Origin of the sequence: Sinorhizobium chiapasense, assembly GCF_036488675.1 — a bacterium.
GTDB lineage: Bacteria > Pseudomonadota > Alphaproteobacteria > Rhizobiales > Rhizobiaceae > Sinorhizobium > Sinorhizobium chiapasense.
In genome coordinates this window covers 3,140,016-3,157,896 of sequence record NZ_CP133148.1, presented here as the reverse complement: position 1 = coordinate 3,157,896, position 17,881 = coordinate 3,140,016, and the positions used below count along the sequence as shown (strand labels likewise).

Genomic DNA, 17,881 nt, shown 5'->3' with positions numbered 1-17,881 from the left:
GGCATGCCGCGGCCTTTTTGCTGCGCCCTGCGGCATACCCAACGTCGATCCGACGAGGGAACAGTGGCGTCGTCGTTCCTCTTCATTGCATCGCGCGTGAAGGTCGGCCCAAAGAAAAACCCGCCCGAGAGGCGGGCGGGTTCTTCGATCCGGTGATAGCCGTCGTCGGACGAGGAAATGCGGGGTCTCGGCTGCGGGGCTACTGAAATCAGGCCGTTTCCAGGTAGTCGTTGCCGTCCGGCTCGCGCAGGACATAGCCGCGCCCCCAGACAGTCTCGATATAGTTGGCGCCGCCGGCGGCATTTGCGAGCTTCTTGCGCAGCTTGCAGATGAAGACGTCGATGATCTTCAGCTCCGGCTCGTCCATGCCGCCATAGAGATGGTTGAGGAACATTTCCTTGGTGAGCGTCGTGCCCTTGCGGAGCGACAGGAGCTCCAGCATCTGATATTCCTTGCCGGTCAGATGCACGCGCTGGCCGCCGACTTCCACGGTCTTGGCGTCGAGGTTGACGATCAGCTCGCCGGTCGAGATGACCGACTGGGCATGGCCCTTGGAGCGACGGACGATCGCGTGGATGCGCGCGACCAGTTCGTCCTTGTGGAACGGCTTGGTCATGTAGTCGTCGGCGCCGAAACCGAGGCCGCGCACCTTGTCTTCGATGCCCGCCATGCCCGACAGGATGAGAATCGGGGTTTTCACCTTCGACAAGCGCAGCGTCCTCAGGACCTCATAACCGGACATGTCCGGCAGGTTCAGGTCGAGCAGAATGATATCGTAGTCATAAAGCTTGCCGAGATCGACGCCTTCTTCACCGAGATCGGTCGTATAAACGTTGAAACTCTCGGACTTAAGCATCAGCTCGATGCTTTGAGCTGTCGCGCTATCGTCTTCGATCAGTAGAACCCGCATAATTTTCCCCTTTTCCGCCGCCCAAGGTCGTCGTGGCCCCCTTACGCGATACGGATCCAGTCGTTGCCTGATTTGGAGGCTGCCATCAAATGGTTAACAAATTCTGATTCACTCTGGCAAGGTGTATCGAGATTGTTAAATATTTTTTGCAGTCTCCTGATTCCAAACGTGAATCTCAAATGGCACTTCTCATGTGATACATGAGGAAACGCCGTTATCTGACTCTTCCGACTCGTTAATGGCGAAGTGCCACATTTCGTGCTTCAGCATTTACGGAGCCTTAAATCATCACGCCTATGATTAACGATGCCCGTAAACGAAAGGTTACCAGCGGTAGGCCTTTGTTAATGTCGCTTCGATTTTTTGTTTCCGGCCGCCACGGGGCCGGCACGACGGGTCAGGATCAGTAACCGGGGTCTCGGTATCCACGGGAGTATTGCGTATGAAAGCACGTGAGAGCCTTGTCCGCCTGAAGGAGTTTCAGGTCCGGGAAAAGCAGCGTCAGTTGAACCAGCTTCAGATGATGATGTCTGAGTTCGAGCGAATGACCAAGGATCTGGAAAGTCAGATTATATTCGAAGAGAAGAAATCGGGGATTTCCGATCCCGCGCATTTTGCCTATCCCACCTTCGCCAAAGCCGCCCGCCAAAGAGCCGACAATCTCCAGGTGTCGATTCGCGAGCTGAAGGCGCAGCAGGATGCGGCCGAACTTGCGCTCGAGGAGGTTCAGGCCGAGTACGCGAAAGCGGCGGCGCTCGAAGAACGAGACGCGGGCGCCCGGATGCGTGCCTGATCAGATGACAGCGCTGTGGCCTTCGGATTAACCGGAAGGCAGCTTGTTACGACCTGAAGCGAACCCGCCTACAGCGTCGTGCGTCTTTTCAGACGCACAAATGACGCTGTAGCACTTTGAATTGCTGCATGTTTTTGCCCTTAAATCGGCTACGATTTAAGGAAACAGGCAGTAACATGTCCGACGCAAGGCGGGTCGAGGTGTTGGCTGGACGAGCCGTTCGTCGAAATGGAAAGGGAGCAGGGGCGGAAGAACGCGTTTTCGCAATCTGCTGTGCTCGCGCAGGCCCGCTTACGCCTGGATCACGTCCTGCCACTCCGGATAGCGCATGGCCTGCGCGCGCATGAAGGGGCAGAGCGGAATAATCTTCCAGCCACCGTTACGTGCTTCCTCGACCGCGTGCTTTGCGAGCGCTTGCCCGACACCCTTGCCGCGCAACTCATCCGGCACCAGCGTGTGATCGATGATGATCAAGCGCGGCGAGGACCGAGAATAGGTCATCTCGCCGGTATAGCCCTCCACGGTCGCCGAATAGCGGCCCTTCGCATTGATTTCCTCGTGGACGATTTCCATCGAGCTTCGCTCCGCATCTGTTGCTGTCGGCCGGGATGCTACAGCATATTTTCCGAGATCGGAATCGCATGCGCAGTCCAAGCGACATGCGATCAAAACGACACCGGCGGCTGCGGGCAGATCCCGAGCCGCCGGTATCGAACTATGGCCCTGTCGGGTGAAATCAGTGGCGATACTGTTGGATGCGCGTGGTCCGCAGCCCGGCGAGACCGTGGTCGTTGATGGAGGATTGCCAGGAAAGGAACTCCTCGACGGTCAGCGTGTACCGTTCGCATGCCTCTTCAAGGCTCAAAAGCCCACCGCGCACGGCGGCGACGACTTCAGCCTTCCGGCGGATAACCCAGCGCCGGGTGTTCGCCGGCGGGAGATCCGCAATCGTCAGAGGGCTGCCATCGGGGCCGATGACATACTTTACGCGTGGTCGCATCATTTCGGTCATGGGACTCTCTACACAAACTCAAGACCATATGATCGCGACCTTAGCCTGCCACATTTAACATTTGCCTAAGCAGCAGGTAACAATTTGCTCATAATTTGAGACACTTCGAAGCTTGCCGTAGCGCTCCGGAGCGTTCAGAAGATCAGAACAGGGCGCATCATCCCATTACTCCGCATTTGCTACGCGCTGCGTGGAAAACCCAAGTTTCGCGCGGATTTCACATGGGAGCCATGCAATTACCACATTTCACTTCAACTAAAATTTTTGATAGCGAGGCGCCCAACTAAAGAACGAGCGTCCGCATGTACGCTCCTGGAAATATCTCCTGGGTACAACATATTTTGCTGGTCAGCCGCGTTGCTTGCACGGTCAGCGGAGCGGGGCTGGTTGTATTTCAGCCGGTAGTTGAAGACTGTACCTGGGTGTAAGGGAGCATTCATTCCTGCCAGGCCAACGCGCCGGCAACGTGGTGACAAGATATGAAGGAATCGAGTGAACCGGCCTTGCGGGGCGAGGCTGACGAGGACATGTTTTTCGAGTTCGATCCGGCATCGGTGCGCACGGAATACGAGCTTCTGCACCTGATGCGCAGATTGATCGCGCGCTATCGCTTTCAGCGCTTCCTGATCGCGCGGCTGCCGCTCGCCGAACAGCAGCGGTTTTCCGAAAGCCTGGTGCTCAGCAATTGGCCGGCCGAGCTGGTTCGCCAGTACGATGCCTCCGGCGCCTTTCACGCGAGCGTCCTTGTCGAACGCCTGCGCCAGACGAAGCTGCCGCTCGCAGGCGGCGCCGAGCTTCTGGACGTGGCACGCACGGATGGAGGAGACGAGTCTGTCCGCCACCTCCAGGCCGATCCCGACATGGCGCGTCATTTTGCCTTGCTGTTGCATACGACCTACGGGGAGCCGTTCGTGGTCATCCTTTCGGGCGCTCGGGAGGAGCCGGTCGGCGCCGAATGCGCGATGCTCTATCTGACGCTGGTGCAGCTTTTCGAGTGCCTCGAGCGCACCTTTGATACGGGGAGCACGGTGCGTGAAAAACTGTCCGGCCGCGAGATAGAGTGCCTGCGCTGGGCGGCGGCCGGCAAGAGCAGCGACGAGATCGCCATCATCCTCGGCATTTCCGCCTATACGGTCAGCAGCTATTTCAAGAGTGCGACCCGCAAGCTCGATGCCGTCAACCGCATGCAGGCGATCGCCCGTGCAATGCGGATGAAGCTGATCTGACCGGGTCGATCGGCCGCCAAACCTCCGCCCTTGCCGCAAGGCGGACAAGTTTCTATATGTCGCGGCACAGAAAACTTTGAAAATGCCGCCGGCGCCGCATTTTGCGGAAGGCCCACGGCAAAAGCGTGAAACAGGGCGGCGCAAGCGATCGGCGCGTGCGCCGCTATGCCGGATTGGATCCCGTGAACAGTCTCGATTTTGACCGCAAGCCTGAAAATACGCGCGTCGTCGTCGCCATGTCCGGCGGCGTCGATTCTTCCGTCGTGGCCGGGCTGCTCAAGCGCGAAGGCTACGACGTACTCGGCATCACGCTGCAGCTCTATGATCATGGTGCGGCGGTCCATCGCGCCGGTTCCTGCTGCGCCGGCCAGGACATCGATGACGCGCGGCGCGTCTGCGAGACGCTCGGCATTCCGCATTATGTGCTCGATTACGAGGCGCGCTTCCGCGAGACGGTGATCAATCCCTTCGCCGAAAGCTATATCGCCGGCGAGACGCCGATCCCCTGCGTTGCCTGCAACCAGACAGTCAAGTTCGCCGATCTGCTTGCGACCGCGAAGGAACTCGGTGCCGATGCGCTTGCCACTGGCCACTACATCCGTTCCCGGCCGAGCCCGAACCCGCGTTATGCGGGGCAGCGCGCACTCTACCGGCCGACGGACGCCGAGCGCGACCAGAGCTATTTCCTGTTCGCGACCACGCAGGAACAGATCGACTACCTGCGCTTCCCCTTGGGCGGACTCTCCAAGGCCGAGACGCGAGCGCTTGCCGAAGACATGGGCCTGATCGTCGCCAAGAAGGCCGACAGCCAGGACATCTGCTTCGTGCCGCAGGGCAAATACAGCGACATTGTTTCGAAGCTGAAGCCGAATGCGTCCCTTGCCGGAGAGATCGTCCATCTCGACGGCCGGGTGCTCGGCAGTCACGATGGCATCCTGCACTATACGATCGGCCAGCGGCGCGGCATCGGGGTCGCCACCGGCGAGCCGCTATATGTCGTCTATCTCGACGCCCGCTCGCGCCGCGTTATTGTCGGCCCGAAGGAGGCGCTGGAGACGCGCCGTGTCTATCTGCGCGACGTCAACTGGCTGGGTGACGATGAGCTCGAGCGGGCCGCCGCCCGCGGCTTCGACTGCTTCGCCAAGGTGCGCTCCACCCGCCAGCCGATGCCGGCGGTCCTCAAAAGCGACGCCGAGGGCCTTTATGTCGAACTTGCCGAAGGGGAGGCGGGCGTGGCGCCCGGCCAGGCCTGCGCCCTCTATTCCGGCACCGGCGAAGACGCGCGCGTCTATGGCGGCGGCTTCATCCGCAAATCCGAGCGCGAGCCCGGCGCGGAAGCGGCACTCAAGGCGCTTTTGCAGGCGCCGGCGGCGGCTTGAGAAGGCGTGATCAGGAACGTCAGGAAAAGTTCACATTTTCCCGCAGACTTTGCTTGACACTAGCCGGAACAGCACCTTATAAGCCGCCCGTCCAGCCGAGACGGGCTTCCTGAAGGAAGCTTCCACGGCACCGGCGGCGGAGTAGCTCAGTAGGTTAGAGCAGAGGAATCATAATCCTTGTGTCGGGGGTTCGAATCCCTCCTCCGCTACCATGCTTCCCCCCAGTTTTTCAGCATTGGCTGTAGCGCGCCGCGAGTTTCCGGAATTTTGACAGCGAAAATCGGAAAAATGAGTTTTCCGGCTTATTTGTCAAAAACGCGCCCAGGGACCGGCTTCAAAAGCCACCATCCGGATCTCGTTTCAAAGCGTTCTCAGATCCCATTTGACGGCCGATCAACGACCACTTTATCCCGCGTTCCCCCGCAGCCGGAAGCCGGCGACAATCAGCCTGCCGCTTTCGCAGGTCTGTCGATGGCCGGTTCACCCGTCGGGCTGCGCTTGTGGGCGAGCCGATCCTTCCAACGCAGGAACGGTCTCTCAATGGCGAGATGGAGGATACCCCCACCGAGCAGGCTCACGGCAAAAAAGAAGATCCAGAAGGCCCCCGACCCGTACGGGAGAGCGACGGCTACCGCCATGGGAAGCAGCGGATAGTGGATGAGGTAGAGGCTGTAGCTGAGGCGCGCCACCAGTTGCACCGGAGCAGAGAACGGCATCGGTGTTCCGGCGAGTAGCACGCCGCCAAGCGTGACCATCCCCGCAAGAAAAGCTATCAGCGGCGGCTGGAAGACGGCATCAGCCAGGCCGATCTCCGCCATAAATTCGTGCGAACCGGTCCAGATGGTGAGCGCCAGGATCGAGCACGCCAGCACCGCCAGCCCGGCGACCCGCGCGCGCCGCACAAGGCCCGCGTGCTCTGCCAGCGCGATGCCAACCCCGACTATGAGGCCCTCCAGCGCCATGTGGAAGGGGCTTCTGAAGATCCTCCAGAATTCCGGGTAATCGAACACGCGTGCTGCTGGAAGGAAGATCGCCGCCCGAAGTGCTATCGGGAGCGCGAAAAGCGACAACAGCACGGCCAGGCGGCTGTGTACGTTCCGGCAGTGGAGAAGAGTAAGGATCAGCAGCGGCGCCAGGACGTAGAACTTCTCTTCCACGCCGAGAGACCAGAAGACAACGTTGATGTCCGATGGCAGGTAGTCCTGGAGGAAGAGCAGATGATAGGCAACACGCAGGCCCAGCGCGTCAGTTGAGACCTGGACGAGCGGGAATGCGCCGGCTGCGGTCAACAGCAGGACCGCGTAGTAAGCAGGGAAGATGCGGAGGGCGCGCATCGCGATATAGCGGCCTAAACGAAACTCGCCCCTGCCGATTCCTGCCCGGATGAGATGGCGCGCAATCAGGTAGCCGGAGAGCACGAAGAACAGATCAACGCCTATCCAGCCGTTCATGAAGATCATCTGCAGGAAGCCTTGTGGGCTGCCTGTCTCTGTGTGCAGCGCGCGTTCGCCGTGGCGCAGCATCACCAGCAAGATAGCCAATGCCCGGACAAGATCGAGCCAGGGGTTGTTCTGGCTGTCACCGCTGCGTGCGTAAGCCTGCATCCCCTAATCCTGGAGGCCGAGGGTCTTTCGGATCGGCTCCTTCCTAACCTTCCAGATTCTCGAGTCCACAATGTAATGGTGAAAATTCACGATCTGGTAGAGCACGATTGTGGCCGACAGTCCCGCGAAGAACAGCCAGTCAACGGTGCGCAGCACCCCCCAATAGATGGCGCCAGTGATTAGGACGCAGGTAGCGAGGTAGAGCCAAATCCTGCCCGGCTGGCTGATGTAGGAGAGGAACGGTGCTTCGGGATCGATCCCGTCCTTGAATCGGCGCGTATTGAACATCCAGACAAAGAGGATGTACTGCGCGTTGTGCCAAATATTGATCACCAGCCAGCCGTAGGTGATATCGGCGATCGCCAGGTATCCGACGACGAAGATCGCGAAATGCGTCAGCATGTAGAGCGTGTGAGCCGCCGCAAGCCTACCCTCCCGCCATGCCTGAAAGCGCCGATATGTCCAGAAGGCCAGCAGGGCGGCGGTCGCGGCGGCGGCGACGTCGACCATTGCCGACATGACCGGGACGACCCGCAGTTCAAGGCCGATGAAGGTGCCGGGATCCTGATGCGAGCGATAGAGAATGCCAAGCACCGGCAGGGCGTAGAATATTGCCTGATCCAGCCAGCCGTCCTCATAGAGAGCAGTGCGTTCCTTGCCCCGGTAGGCGCGCGAGATACCCCAGCTTTGGCGGGTATAGTGAAACCATTGCCAATAGAAATAGATCGAGACGATGACCCAAAGTCCCAACGCATAGGCGGCTGCGAGCGTTCCGGCGGTGACCAGGGGCAGAAACACGACCAGGAGCGGCCAGTGCTCCGAGAAGCTCTTTCGGTCGAAGCAGAGCCGCGTATAGGTCGAAATCACGTGGTGGTAGCCGAGGAACCACAGGTCGAAAATCAGGATCGGGTAGAAGAGGTGCGGCTGCCACACGGTCACAAGCCCGGTGAGGATGGCGAATGCAGGTATCCCAACGATGAATGAGAGATCGAAGCGCGGATTGCGCAGCCAGGCCCAGTTCGCGCGGGCGACTGGTATCGATACGTCGGACATTATCCTTGATTCCCCCGCCTATGAAAAACCCCTCGCGCATACAGGTATCGGACTCTCGCCCCACGGTCCACGGCTCCCGTGCTTTCAAGGTTAAGCTCTCGCGAACAATGAAGCCTTTGCGCTACTGCATGTATCCTTAAATCGAATACGATTTAAGGATACATGCAGTGATTCAAAGTGCTACAGCGACCTTTGTGCGTCTAAAAAGACGCACGGCGCTGTAGTCCCGTCTTTTGAGACGTCAGTTTGCCTCGTCTGTCCTGATCTGAACGATACTCTCGGGTGGAAGCGCTTGTTCGGCGCTGTTCCTGCGCGTCCGACCGAACGTGTAAGTGTTGTTCATGCGAGGGCTAACGACGGTGCGCGGAAGAAAAAGCCCCGCGCGATGGCGGGGCAAGTTTCGCATCCCGTTGCCTTCAAGGGATGCGGGGGAAAGATGTAGCTCCAGTGGAAACTACCGTGCGACGCTATCCATGGAGTGGAGAGAGAGGAAGGTCCGATTCCGCGATTCCGGTACGCCTCTGCAAATAAAGCCGGTTCGGCGATCCGCTGCATTTGCTCGATAAAATTTAGAATTTGCTAAATCATTTAGCACTAAGATTCCAGAATGCGCGGCTTGCTACTCCTCATTGTTGGATTATGTGGCCTCTTGGCGATCGATCAGATCGCGACCGACGGCCGGTATCGCCGCGCGGCCTGGAGCGAAGCGAAAGCGCAAGGCAACGCCCTCCAGGATCGGGTGGAATATTGGGTCGCTGGAATCATCAAGCTTTGACGCGGGCTCGCCGCGCGGCTCTCCGTTCCACTATTTTTGCCTGGAATTTTTCGGCCAGCCGCGGCGAGCTCGGCAGTGCCATGTTCATGGCCTTGTCCAGATCTTCCCTGTACCAGAATTTGCGCCTGGGGCCTTCAACTACGCGCGGCTGCGGGTAAGCTTTTCCAATACGTTCGAGGAAGTCCTCGACGTGCTTCTCGCCAACGTAACCGGCCGCCATTTCAGCCATCATGCGTGGCGGCCAACTACCGGAGGGGATCTGGGCGGCACGACGTTTTTTGTCTTGTTGAGGCATCGTAGCACCGTTCCTCGACTGCAACCGAGACGTCCCACAGCGCCGCGCGTCTTCTGAGACGCGCAAACGGTCGCTGTAGCACTTTGAATCGCTGCATGATTTTGTCCTCAAATCGATTCCGATTTGAGGAATCATGCAGTAGGCTCTCACAGCCCGGGTTGCAGTCAAGAATTAGGGCGCCCGCCAAAAGGGAGTATGGGCGGTCAGGCGAGCGTGCCGGTCGCGGTCAAGTGGCAATACCCGCTGCGGATTGGATCGCCGCTGAAATTGCCGTGCACTACAGCGCCGCGCGTCCAATCGGACCCGCAAAGGTCGCTGCAGCATTTTGAATTGCTGCATGTCCTTAAATCGATTCAGATTTAAGGAATCATGCAGCAGATCGGCTTCACGAGGCAGGCCGCAGCGCCCGAGGGCATGTCGTCGACCGCGGGACTGCGAGATCGCCCCGCTGGACCTCACGCCGCGCCGCCGGGCACGATCTCGACGAGGAAGAGTCCGGAGGCGATGTCCGCCGTCAGGGTGAGAGGAAGTGGCTGGACGAGGATCGCCGCGTCGAGCGCGTGAAGCGTCGCGGTCACGCCTTCCGTCGCCAGCGTGACGCTTCCGCGGTGGCAGAAGACGATGAGTTCCCGGGCGTGGGATTCGAGCGATTGCGAGCCCTCGACGTGAAGCCGCCGCACGCGGTGCTTCAGCACACCGCGCCGCGTCATGACATTAAGGTCGATCACCGGGCCGTCACGAAGCGTTGCCGATGTCGGCGCCTCGGCGGGGAAGGAGAGCGGCGGATCGGCGACCGTCAGAAGCTTCGGCGGCCGGCCTTCGATTGCGAGCGTCATGCCGGCGCCTTCGAGGATCGAGAGCGTGCGGTCGATGCCGGGGAAGCTGGAGAAAGAGCCGTCGCTCGCGACCGTCGCCATGCTGATGCGCCAGTCGAAATCGGAAAACGACGCGCGTTCCGGAGAGACGGCAATTTCCACGGTCTCGCCGCCGCCGTTCTTCCACGGCATGCGCCGGTATTCGTTCGAGCGCAGGATCTTCATGGCGTAGCTCCTTGCATCAGATTGCGCATCCGGTCGACGTCATTCGCAGGCTTTGTCGTCGGCATGGGTCCAGACTGCATCGCGAAACAGGGCCGGCGCCAAACAGGCGCGACAAAGACCGTTAGCCAGATTGCACAGAATATCACCCGGTGTTCCATTGTGCACGGCCTGCAATCGTCGGTCGTCGGCCCTTGATCGTCGCTTCGACGACTATTTCAGCTTCGTCAGAACCCGTGCGAAGGCGCGGTCGATGTCGTCCTGCCGATCATGGCGTCCGTTGCGGATCTTCCATTGGCCTGCGACCATGACATCGCGGACGGTCTCGCCACCGAGCGCGAAGAGCCAGCGGTCGAGAATCTGGTTGCCAGTGGCGGCGGCGATATAGGGATTGGCGCCGTCGAGGACGACGAGATCCGTGCGCGCGCCGGCTTTGATGCCGGGTGCGTCGAGGCCGGCGGCTTGCGCCCCGCCGGCAAGCGCAGCCTCGAAGATCGATCGACCGACGGACGCGCCGGGACCGGCGGCGAGCCGGTTGCGGCGGCGATCGCGCAGCCGCTGGCCGTATTCGAGCAGCCGTAGTTCTTCCGCGATGCTGGTGGCGACATGGCTGTCGGTGCCGATGCCGACGCGGCCGCTCTCGGCGATGAAGTCGACTGCGGGAAAGATGCCGTCGCCGAGATTGGCCTCGGTCGCAGGGCAGAGGCCGGCAACCGCCCCCGAGCGAGCCAGCCGCTTCGTTTCCTCGGCCGTCATGTGCGTCGCGTGAATGGCGCACCAGCGCGCATCGACGGGCATCTCGTCAAGCAGCCATTCGACCGGCCGCCGGCCGCTCCAGGCAAGGCAGTCTTCGACTTCCCGCGTCTGCTCGGCAACGTGAATGTGAATGGGACCGGTGACCGGGGCCGCGCCAAGAATTGCCCGCATCTCGTCCGGCGTCGCAGCGCGCAGTGAATGGATGGCATAGCCGAGCTCGGCGCCGGCGCTCGCACAGGCGGGAACGAGGCGATCGAGAAGGGCGAGAAAGCGATCCGGATCGTGCAGGAACGGACGTTGGCCGGAATTGGGCGCCACGCCGCCGAAATTGGCATGGGCATAGAAGACGGGCAGATGGGTCAGGCCGATGCCCGTCGCCTCAGCCGCGCTCAATATCCGGAGCGACATTTCGGCCGGATCGGCATAAGGGCTGCCGTCTGCCTGATGATGAAGATAGTGGAACTCGACCACGCGGCCGAAGCCGCCCTTCAGCATCTCCATGTAAAGCTTGGCCGCGATGGCCTCGACATCGTCAGGGTCTACGAGGCTGACAGTGCGGTACATTTCCTCGCGCCAGGTCCAGAAGCTGTCGTCTCCCGTGCCCGCCACTTCGGCGAGGCCGGCCATGGCGCGCTGAAACGCGTGGGAGTGAAGGTTGGCAATCGCCGGAACCACCGGGCCTGAAAGTCGCTGATCGCCATCCGCAATGGACTGGCCGGGCGTGACCGATGCGATGCTGCCCTTGGCGTCAAGGGCGATGGCCACGTTTTCGGCCCAACCGCCTGGAAGAAGAGCACGCTCTGCGAAGAGCCGATGGACGGGAAAAGTTGCCATGCCGCGTTTTTCCTGTACGTGGTTGTATATGGAACTATAGATATTTTATGGTGGCGCGCAAGGCCAAAATCGACGAAAAGAGTCGTTGCCGAGGTGGTCTCTGCCTTCATGGGCATTAGATGGGAGTAGGTGATGACGGCACCGGGGTGGACGAATGACATGGCGACCTTCGCGCCAGGGCCAGTGCCGCGCTACGAAGCGGTCAAGCAGTTCATTCGCAGCCGGATCGAGAGCGGCGAGTGGCCCGCCAATCACCGGATTCCGTCGGAAAACGATATCGTCGCGGATCTCGGCGTCAGCCGAATGACTGCGAACAGGGCCCTGCGCGAGCTTGCGAGCGAGGGCGCGATCACCCGGGTGCAGGGGGTCGGTTCCTTTGTCGCGGCCAATAAGGGCAGCACAGCGCTGCTTGAGGTCCGCAACATCGCGGACGAAATCCGGGCGCGTGGTCATCGGCACATCTCCCGGCTCAACCTTTTGCAGGAGGAGCCGGCGAGTCCCGAGATCGGCGATGCGCTCGGGCTTCCGACCGGCGCAAGGGTGTTCCATTCGATCATGGTCCACTGCGAGGACGAGGTACCGATCCAGATCGAGGATCGGTTCGTCAACCCGGCGGTCTGCCCTAACTACGTGGCGCAGGATTTTAGCGCCATGACCCCAAACGCCTATCTGACCCTGGTGGCGCCGATCACCCGCACCGAGCAGATCGTCGAGGCTGTGTTGCCCAAGCCGTGGGAATGCAAGCTTCTCGCGATCGGCCGCAACGAACCGTGCCTGATGATCCGCCGCCGGACCTGGTCGGAAACGGCGAGCGTGACGACCGCCCGGCTGCTTTATCCGGGCACGCGCTATCGCCTTGAGGGCGTCTCGCAGTGAGGCGGTCCCGCGAATAGACGGGAATGGAAGGATGGACGGAGAAACGCTCAAGGTCCGCACGCAACTCGCACGACCGGATGTGTCCGCCGAGGAGACGAAACGCATTTTGTCGGATGAGTACGACCTTTCCGGCGCGCTGACCGAGCTCGGCAGCCAGCAGGATCGAAACTACCGCGTGGATACGGATGACGGCCGTTTCGTCCTGAAAATCTGCCGGATGGAATATACGCGGGCCGAACTTGAGGCGCAGAATGCAGCGCTGCATCATCTTGGCCCCGCGCCGGGCGCTCCGAAGGTGCCGACCGTCGTTTCGGCGCTGGATGGCGAGGAGATTGTCGTCGCCACCGTACGGGACGTGTCCTATCAGTTCCGGCTGCTCACCTATCTCGATGGCGCGCCTTTGACCCGCCGCAAGCATCTTCCGGCGCAAACGGTCGCCGAGCTCGGCGATCTCGCCGGACGGCTGGCTTCGGCGCTTAAGGAGTTCGATCATCCCGGACTCGAGCGCGAAGTGCAGTGGGACCTGCAGCGGGCGGGACCGGTCGCTCTACAACTGCTGCAGACCATGGCCGACGTGGACTTGCGCAAGCGCGTCGCCGAGGCGATGGTCGCCGCCATGCGGCGCGTGCAGCCGCTCATGCCCGAACTGCGGGTCCAGGCGATCCATCAGGACGTCACCGACGACAACGTCGTGTGCCGGATGGAGCCAGGCGGCAGGCTTGTGCCCGAGGGCGTGATCGACTTCGGTGACGTCCTCAAAGGGTGGCTTGTCGCCGAGCTCGCTGTCACCTGTGCGTCGCTGCTTCACCACGCGGACGGCGACCCCTTCTTCATCCTGCCGGCTGTCCAGGCGTTCAATGCGGCGTGCCCACTGACGGATGTCGAGCTGAAGGCTCTCTGGCCGCTCATCGTGGCACGAGCGGGCATTCTGGTCGCAAGTACGGAACAGCAGTTGGAGATCGATCCCGACAACGCCTATGTGCGTGGAAATGCTGCTCACGAGCGTGAAATCCTCGATGTCGCGCTCTCCGTGCCTTTCGGCCTGATGGAGCAGGCGATCCGCCAGGCTGTAGGGAAGGGGGCGGCAGTGACCGTGCCGTTGACGGCCGGCCGACTGCTGCCGGATATCGAGCCAACCCGCGTCGGTATCGTCGATCTTTCGCTCCTTGGGGCTCACCTTCCGGCCGACCGCTGGCATTATGACGACACCGAAGCGCTGCTCTTGCAGTCGGCGGCTCGGGCGGCCGGCGCTTCCGCCACGCGCCACGGCGAATTCCGGTTGACCGAAACACGGCTTCTCCAGGCAAGGTCGCCCGCGACCTTCGCTCTGCACGTCGATCTCTGCGTGCAGGGACAAACGGCCGTCCATGCGCCGTTTGCGGGGCACCTCGGGCGGCGCGGCGAAAGACTGGTTCTGTCGAGCGATGGACTGCATCTCCATCTGCACGGCGTTGAACCGGTCGACGCCGCCGAAGGCGCGATCGAAACCGGAGCGCCGATCGGCGCCGTTCCCGGAGATCCGTCAGCGCTGCGCTTCATCCGCGTGCAACTCTTGACGGAAGCGGACATCGACCCCCCGCCCTTTGCGACAGCGAGCCAGGCGGAAGCTTGGCGGGCGCTCTGCCCGTCACCTGCCCAAATGCTCGGTTTCGATTGTGACGCGCCCTTACCGGCAGCGGGCGAGCTGCTTCGGCGCCGGCAACGCCATTTCGCGCCGCTCCAGAAAAGTTATTACCTGCAACCGCCGCAGATCGAGCGGGGCTGGAAGGAACATCTCTTCGATGTCGAGGGCCGCGCCTATCTCGACATGGTCAACAACGTCACGATCGTAGGCCACGGCCATCCGCGCCTTTCGGCAGCGGTTGGGCGCCAATGGTCGCTGCTTAACACCAATTCGCGCTTCCACTATGCATCCGTGGCAGAGTTTTCGGAGCGGCTCGCCGGGCTTGCTCCGGGAGGGCTGGACACGGTCTTTCTCGTCAACAGCGGATCGGAAGCGAACGACCTCGCGATCCGCGTCGCCTGGGCCTATTCCGGCGCGCGTCACGTCCTCTCGCTGCTCGAAGCCTATCACGGCTGGACGGTCGCGAGTGATGCGGTCTCGACTTCGATCGCCGACAACCCGCAAGCGCTGACGACGCGACCCGACTGGGTGCATCCGGTGCTTTCCCCGAACACCTATCGCGGACCTTTTCGCGGAGAAGGCTCGACCGACGACTATGTTCGCGCCGTTACCGAGAAACTGGAGGAACTCGACGAGCGCCGGGAGGGCCTTGCAGGCTTCATCTGCGAGGCGGTCTATGGAAACGCCGGCGGCATCCCGCTGCCGCCCGGTTATCTCAAGGCCGTCTACGCCATGGTCAGGGCAAGAGGCGGCGTCTGCATCGCCGATGAAATACAGGTGGGTTACGGCCGCCTCGGCCATCACTTCTGGGGGTTCGAAGAGCAGGGCGTCGTTCCGGACATCATCACGGTCGCCAAGGGAATGGGCAACGGCCACCCGCTCGGCGCAGTCATCACGCGGCGCGAGATCGCCGAGGCACTGGAGAAGGAAGGCTACTTCTTCTCGTCCGCCGGCGGCAGTCCGGTGAGCTCCGTCGTCGGCCTCACCGTGCTCGACATTCTCCATGACGAGGCGCTGCAGGAGAATGCCCGCACGGTCGGCGACCACCTCAAGGTGCGGCTGCAGGCACTTGGCGAGCGCTTTCCGATCGTCGGCGCGGTCCACGGCATGGGGCTTTATCTCGGCGTCGAGTTCGTCCGCGACCGCGAAACGCTGGAACCTGCGACCCAGGAGACGGCGGCGATCTGTAACCGTCTCCTTGAACTCGGCGTCATCATGCAGCCGACCGGCGATCACCTGAATGTATTGAAGATCAAGCCGCCGCTCTGCCTCAGCCGCGAGAGCGCCGACTTCTTTGCCGAGATGCTGGAGCGGGTGCTGGAAGAGGGCTGGTGAACGAGACCCCTGCGCGGGCAGCAGCAGACAGGAGCCTCCTGCATGTTTCCTTAAATCGTAGCCGGATTAAGGACAAAACATGCAGCAATTCAAAGTGCTACAGCGTCCCTTGTGCGTCTGAAAAGACGCACGGGCGCGGTAATGAGCGAAGTATCTTCGGCTTTCTACCCCTCGCTCAGCATCTCCGTCTCGCCGCTCAATAGTCCGACGAGGCTGCGGCGAACGCGGCCGATATCGCGCGCCGGCGGCTCGCCGAACTGACGGGAATATTCGCGGCTGAACTGTGACTGGCTCTCATAGCCGACCTGATGGCCGGCATCGCCGGCATCGAGGCGCTCCTCCAGCATCAGGCGCCGCGCCTCCTGCAGCCGGAGCTGTTTCTGATACTGCAGCGGACTCATCGCCGTGATCGCCTTGAAATGATGATGAAGCGAGGAAACGCTCATACTGACGCGGCTTGCGAGATCGTCGATGCGCAATGGGTGCGCATAGTGCTCCTTCAGCCATGCGACGGCGCGACCGATCTGGTGCGGCTGACTTTCCGCCGTCGTCATCTGCCTGAGCCTCGTGCCGTGCGGCCCGATGAGCAGGCGGTAGAGGAGTTCCTGCTCGATCAACGGCAGAAGGGCGGCAATGTCGTCCGGGCGCTCGAGCAGCCGCAGCAGGCGGAGCGCCGCGTCTTCGAGATCGGGTGTTATCTTGCTCACCGTCATTCCGCGCGCGGAGGCCGCCGGCTTCACCCGGTGGTCGCCGACCAGATCGAGCAGTGCAGAGATCTTTCCGGTATCGATCTGGAACGCCAGGCTCATGTACGGCTCTTCCGGCGACGCCTGCGACACTTGGGAGAGGACCGGCAGGTCGATCGAGGTCAACAGATAGTCCGAAGCGCCGTAGACGAGGGTCTCGTCGCCGAGTACCACGCGCTTGGCGCCCTGCACGATGATAGCGAGGCTCGGCTTGTAAGCTGCGCAATTCGGTTTCGCCGTGCTTGAATGCCGGTGGATGCTGAGACCCGGCACGATCGTTGCGTGGTCTCCATCCTTTTCGGCGATACGGGCAATGATATCGATCATCTCCTGGCGTGGCGTCTGTTGTGTCATTGTCATATTCATCGGCCTTTCCAGTATCTTAGGTCTGCGCGGTACGCCGTTCAGATAGGCTCCGCGCACGGCCTCGCCACGACGGTCCCGGCATTCTTGCAGGATTGTGCAAAAACTTTGCAGGATCGCACTAACGCATCATCGATCAGGGACAGCATAGTCCACCCTGTCGCTGGAGGTCCATGCCTCAGAGCGCGTCATTTCCCAGACATCAAGGACAGACCCATGGCTATAGCAAGAGGATATGCGGCGACCGATGCGTCGAAGCCCCTGGTACCTTTCACATTCGAGCGCCGCGAACCGCGTGACGACGATGTGGTCATCGACATCAAATATTGCGGCGTCTGCCATTCCGATATCCATCAGGCCCGCAACGAATGGGGCAACTCCGCTTTTCCCATGGTGCCGGGGCACGAGATCGTCGGCATCGTTTCGGCGGTCGGATCAAAGGTCACGAAGTTCAAGGTCGGCGACCGTGCCGGCGTCGGCTGCTTTGTCGACTCCTGTACGACCTGCGCCAGCCGCGATCTCGATCTGGAGCATTATCTGCCCGGGTTGGTCGTGACCTACAACGGCGTCGAAGCCGACGGAAAGACCCCGACCCAGGGCGGTTACTCGGATCATATCGTCGTCAAGGAAGGCTACGTGCTTTCGATTCCCGAGAACCTGCCGCTCGATGCAGCCGCCCCGCTGCTTTGCGCCGGCATCACGCTTTACTCGCCGCTGCGCCACTGGAAGGCGGGACCCGGCAAGAAGGTCGCAATCGTCGGCATGGGTGGCCTCGGGCACATGGGCGTGAAGCTCGCCCATGCGATGGGCGCCGAAGTAACGGTGCTGAGCCAGAGCCTCTCGAAGAAGGAGGACGGGCTGAAGCTCGGTGCGGACCATTATTACGCGACCAACGATCCGGAGACATTCCAGGTTCTTGCCGGGAGTTTCGACCTGATCATCTGCACCGTCGCCGCCGAGATCGACTGGAACGCCTATCTCAATCTCCTGAAGGTCGACGGCGACCTCGTGCTCGTCGGCATTCCGGAGAATCCAGTGCCGGTCCACGCCTTTTCGCTGGTTCCGGCACGCCGCAGCATTTCCGGCTCCATGATCGGCTCGATCAAGGAAACCCAGGAGATGCTGGATTTCTGCGGTGAGCACGGCATCGTTTCCGAGATCGAGATGATTGAGATTGGTCAGATCAACGAGGCCTACGAACGGGTGATCAAGAGCGACGTGCGCTATCGCTTCGTGATCGACATGGCCTCACTTTGAAACAGA

Annotated in this window: 16 protein-coding genes and 1 tRNA gene; 8 read left to right on the top strand and 9 right to left on the bottom strand. The window is 61.3% G+C overall.

Annotated features, from left to right (window positions below; translation table 11 throughout):
• Positions 1-208 precede the first annotated feature (208 nt).
• Positions 209-910, bottom strand: coding sequence for a response regulator transcription factor CtrA (gene ctrA / locus RB548_RS15265; protein ID WP_136508054.1), 702 nt, complete (start codon positions 908-910; stop codon positions 209-211).
• Between the two features lie 442 nt (positions 911-1,352).
• Between ctrA and RB548_RS15260 the strand changes: the two genes are divergently transcribed.
• Positions 1,353-1,703, top strand: a complete 351-nt coding sequence (locus RB548_RS15260) for a flagellar export protein FliJ (protein WP_331372113.1) — start codon at positions 1,353-1,355, stop codon at positions 1,701-1,703.
• A gap of 291 nt (positions 1,704-1,994) precedes the next feature.
• On the opposite strand, the gene RB548_RS15255 is transcribed toward RB548_RS15260, so the two are convergent.
• The gene (locus RB548_RS15255) at positions 1,995-2,276 is read right to left on the bottom strand and encodes a GNAT family N-acetyltransferase (protein WP_331372112.1); all 282 of its coding nucleotides are present in this window, start codon (positions 2,274-2,276) and stop codon (positions 1,995-1,997) included.
• A 163-nt stretch (positions 2,277-2,439) separates the two neighbouring features.
• Complete coding sequence (gene sciP, locus RB548_RS15250; protein ID WP_003527546.1) at positions 2,440-2,715, bottom strand: CtrA inhibitor SciP; 276 nt, start codon at positions 2,713-2,715, stop codon at positions 2,440-2,442.
• A gap of 479 nt (positions 2,716-3,194) precedes the next feature.
• On the opposite strand from sciP, the gene RB548_RS15245 reads away from it, so the two are divergent.
• The 3 genes from RB548_RS15245 (at position 3,195) to RB548_RS15235 (ending at position 5,532) form a co-directional block, all read left to right on the top strand.
• A complete protein-coding gene (locus RB548_RS15245) occupies positions 3,195-3,941 on the top strand; it encodes a helix-turn-helix transcriptional regulator (protein ID WP_331372111.1) in 747 nt (248 codons plus the stop codon).
• 182 nt (positions 3,942-4,123) lie between these two features.
• A complete protein-coding gene (mnmA, locus tag RB548_RS15240; protein WP_331372110.1) occupies positions 4,124-5,320 on the top strand; it encodes a tRNA 2-thiouridine(34) synthase MnmA in 1,197 nt (398 codons plus the stop codon).
• Between the two features lie 135 nt (positions 5,321-5,455).
• Positions 5,456-5,532: transfer RNA gene (locus tag RB548_RS15235), tRNA-Met, on the top strand.
• A 231-nt stretch (positions 5,533-5,763) separates the two neighbouring features.
• Here the strand turns inward: RB548_RS15235 and RB548_RS15230 are convergent.
• Both RB548_RS15230 and RB548_RS15225 read right to left on the bottom strand, forming a co-directional pair.
• A complete protein-coding gene (locus RB548_RS15230; RefSeq protein WP_331372109.1) occupies positions 5,764-6,924 on the bottom strand; it encodes an acyltransferase family protein in 1,161 nt (386 codons plus the stop codon).
• Between the two features lie 3 nt (positions 6,925-6,927).
• The gene (locus tag RB548_RS15225; RefSeq protein ID WP_331372108.1) at positions 6,928-7,977 is read right to left on the bottom strand and encodes a hypothetical protein; all 1,050 of its coding nucleotides are present in this window, start codon (positions 7,975-7,977) and stop codon (positions 6,928-6,930) included.
• Between the two features lie 649 nt (positions 7,978-8,626).
• Here RB548_RS15225 and RB548_RS15220 point away from each other — a divergent pair.
• Entirely contained in the window at positions 8,627-8,752 is a 126-nt protein-coding gene (locus RB548_RS15220; protein ID WP_331372107.1) for a hypothetical protein, read from the top strand.
• Here RB548_RS15220 and RB548_RS15215 read toward each other — a convergent pair.
• The 3 genes from RB548_RS15215 to hutF all read right to left on the bottom strand — a co-directional run bounded on the left by RB548_RS15215 (position 8,742) and on the right by hutF (position 11,674).
• Positions 8,742-9,047 carry a hypothetical protein gene (locus RB548_RS15215; RefSeq protein ID WP_331372106.1) on the bottom strand — a complete coding sequence of 102 codons (306 nt, stop codon included), beginning with the start codon at positions 9,045-9,047 and terminating at the stop codon, positions 8,742-8,744. The genes RB548_RS15220 and RB548_RS15215 overlap by 11 nt on opposite strands.
• Before the next feature lie 455 nt (positions 9,048-9,502).
• On the bottom strand, positions 9,503-10,087 hold the full coding sequence (locus RB548_RS15210; RefSeq protein ID WP_331372105.1) for a HutD/Ves family protein: 585 nt from the start codon (positions 10,085-10,087) through the stop codon (positions 9,503-9,505).
• A 210-nt stretch (positions 10,088-10,297) separates the two neighbouring features.
• A complete protein-coding gene (hutF, locus tag RB548_RS15205) occupies positions 10,298-11,674 on the bottom strand; it encodes a formimidoylglutamate deiminase (RefSeq protein ID WP_331372104.1) in 1,377 nt (458 codons plus the stop codon).
• A 132-nt stretch (positions 11,675-11,806) separates the two neighbouring features.
• Here hutF and hutC point away from each other — a divergent pair, with 132 nt between their 5' ends.
• Both hutC and RB548_RS15195 read left to right on the top strand, forming a co-directional pair.
• Positions 11,807-12,550, top strand: coding sequence for a histidine utilization repressor (hutC, locus tag RB548_RS15200; RefSeq protein WP_331372103.1), 744 nt, complete (start codon positions 11,807-11,809; stop codon positions 12,548-12,550).
• 31 nt (positions 12,551-12,581) lie between these two features.
• Complete coding sequence (locus RB548_RS15195; protein ID WP_331372102.1) at positions 12,582-15,509, top strand: aminotransferase; 2,928 nt, start codon at positions 12,582-12,584, stop codon at positions 15,507-15,509.
• 164 nt (positions 15,510-15,673) lie between these two features.
• On the opposite strand, the gene RB548_RS15190 is transcribed toward RB548_RS15195, so the two are convergent.
• Positions 15,674-16,615, bottom strand: coding sequence for an AraC family transcriptional regulator (locus RB548_RS15190; protein ID WP_331374981.1), 942 nt, complete (start codon positions 16,613-16,615; stop codon positions 15,674-15,676).
• Positions 16,616-16,834: 219 nt separating this feature from the next.
• On the opposite strand from RB548_RS15190, the gene RB548_RS15185 reads away from it, so the two are divergent.
• Positions 16,835-17,875 (top strand): NAD(P)-dependent alcohol dehydrogenase, encoded by a 1,041-nt coding sequence (locus RB548_RS15185; protein ID WP_331372101.1) that lies wholly within the window; start codon positions 16,835-16,837, stop codon positions 17,873-17,875.
• Positions 17,876-17,881 lie beyond the last annotated feature (6 nt).

Bases quoted from the DNA above. Each gene is read 5' to 3' on its own strand.
- ctrA (WP_136508054.1), bottom strand. From the start codon at position 910: ATGCGGGTTCTACTGATCGAAGACGATAGCGCGACAGCTCAAAGCATC.
- RB548_RS15260 (WP_331372113.1), top strand. From the start codon at position 1,353: ATGAAAGCACGTGAGAGCCTTGTCCGCCTGAAGGAGTTTCAGGTCCGG.
- RB548_RS15255 (WP_331372112.1), bottom strand. From the start codon at position 2,276: ATGGAAATCGTCCACGAGGAAATCAATGCGAAGGGCCGCTATTCGGCG.
- sciP (WP_003527546.1), bottom strand. From the start codon at position 2,715: ATGACCGAAATGATGCGACCACGCGTAAAGTATGTCATCGGCCCCGAT.
- RB548_RS15245 (WP_331372111.1), top strand. From the start codon at position 3,195: ATGAAGGAATCGAGTGAACCGGCCTTGCGGGGCGAGGCTGACGAGGAC.
- RB548_RS15230 (WP_331372109.1), bottom strand. From the start codon at position 6,924: ATGCAGGCTTACGCACGCAGCGGTGACAGCCAGAACAACCCCTGGCTC.
- RB548_RS15225 (WP_331372108.1), bottom strand. From the start codon at position 7,977: ATGTCCGACGTATCGATACCAGTCGCCCGCGCGAACTGGGCCTGGCTG.
- RB548_RS15215 (WP_331372106.1), bottom strand. From the start codon at position 9,047: ATGCCTCAACAAGACAAAAAACGTCGTGCCGCCCAGATCCCCTCCGGT.
- RB548_RS15210 (WP_331372105.1), bottom strand. From the start codon at position 10,087: ATGAAGATCCTGCGCTCGAACGAATACCGGCGCATGCCGTGGAAGAAC.
- hutF (WP_331372104.1), bottom strand. From the start codon at position 11,674: ATGGCAACTTTTCCCGTCCATCGGCTCTTCGCAGAGCGTGCTCTTCTT.
- hutC (WP_331372103.1), top strand. From the start codon at position 11,807: ATGACGGCACCGGGGTGGACGAATGACATGGCGACCTTCGCGCCAGGG.
- RB548_RS15195 (WP_331372102.1), top strand. From the start codon at position 12,582: ATGGACGGAGAAACGCTCAAGGTCCGCACGCAACTCGCACGACCGGAT.
- RB548_RS15190 (WP_331374981.1), bottom strand. From the start codon at position 16,615: ATGACAATGACACAACAGACGCCACGCCAGGAGATGATCGATATCATT.
- RB548_RS15185 (WP_331372101.1), top strand. From the start codon at position 16,835: ATGGCTATAGCAAGAGGATATGCGGCGACCGATGCGTCGAAGCCCCTG.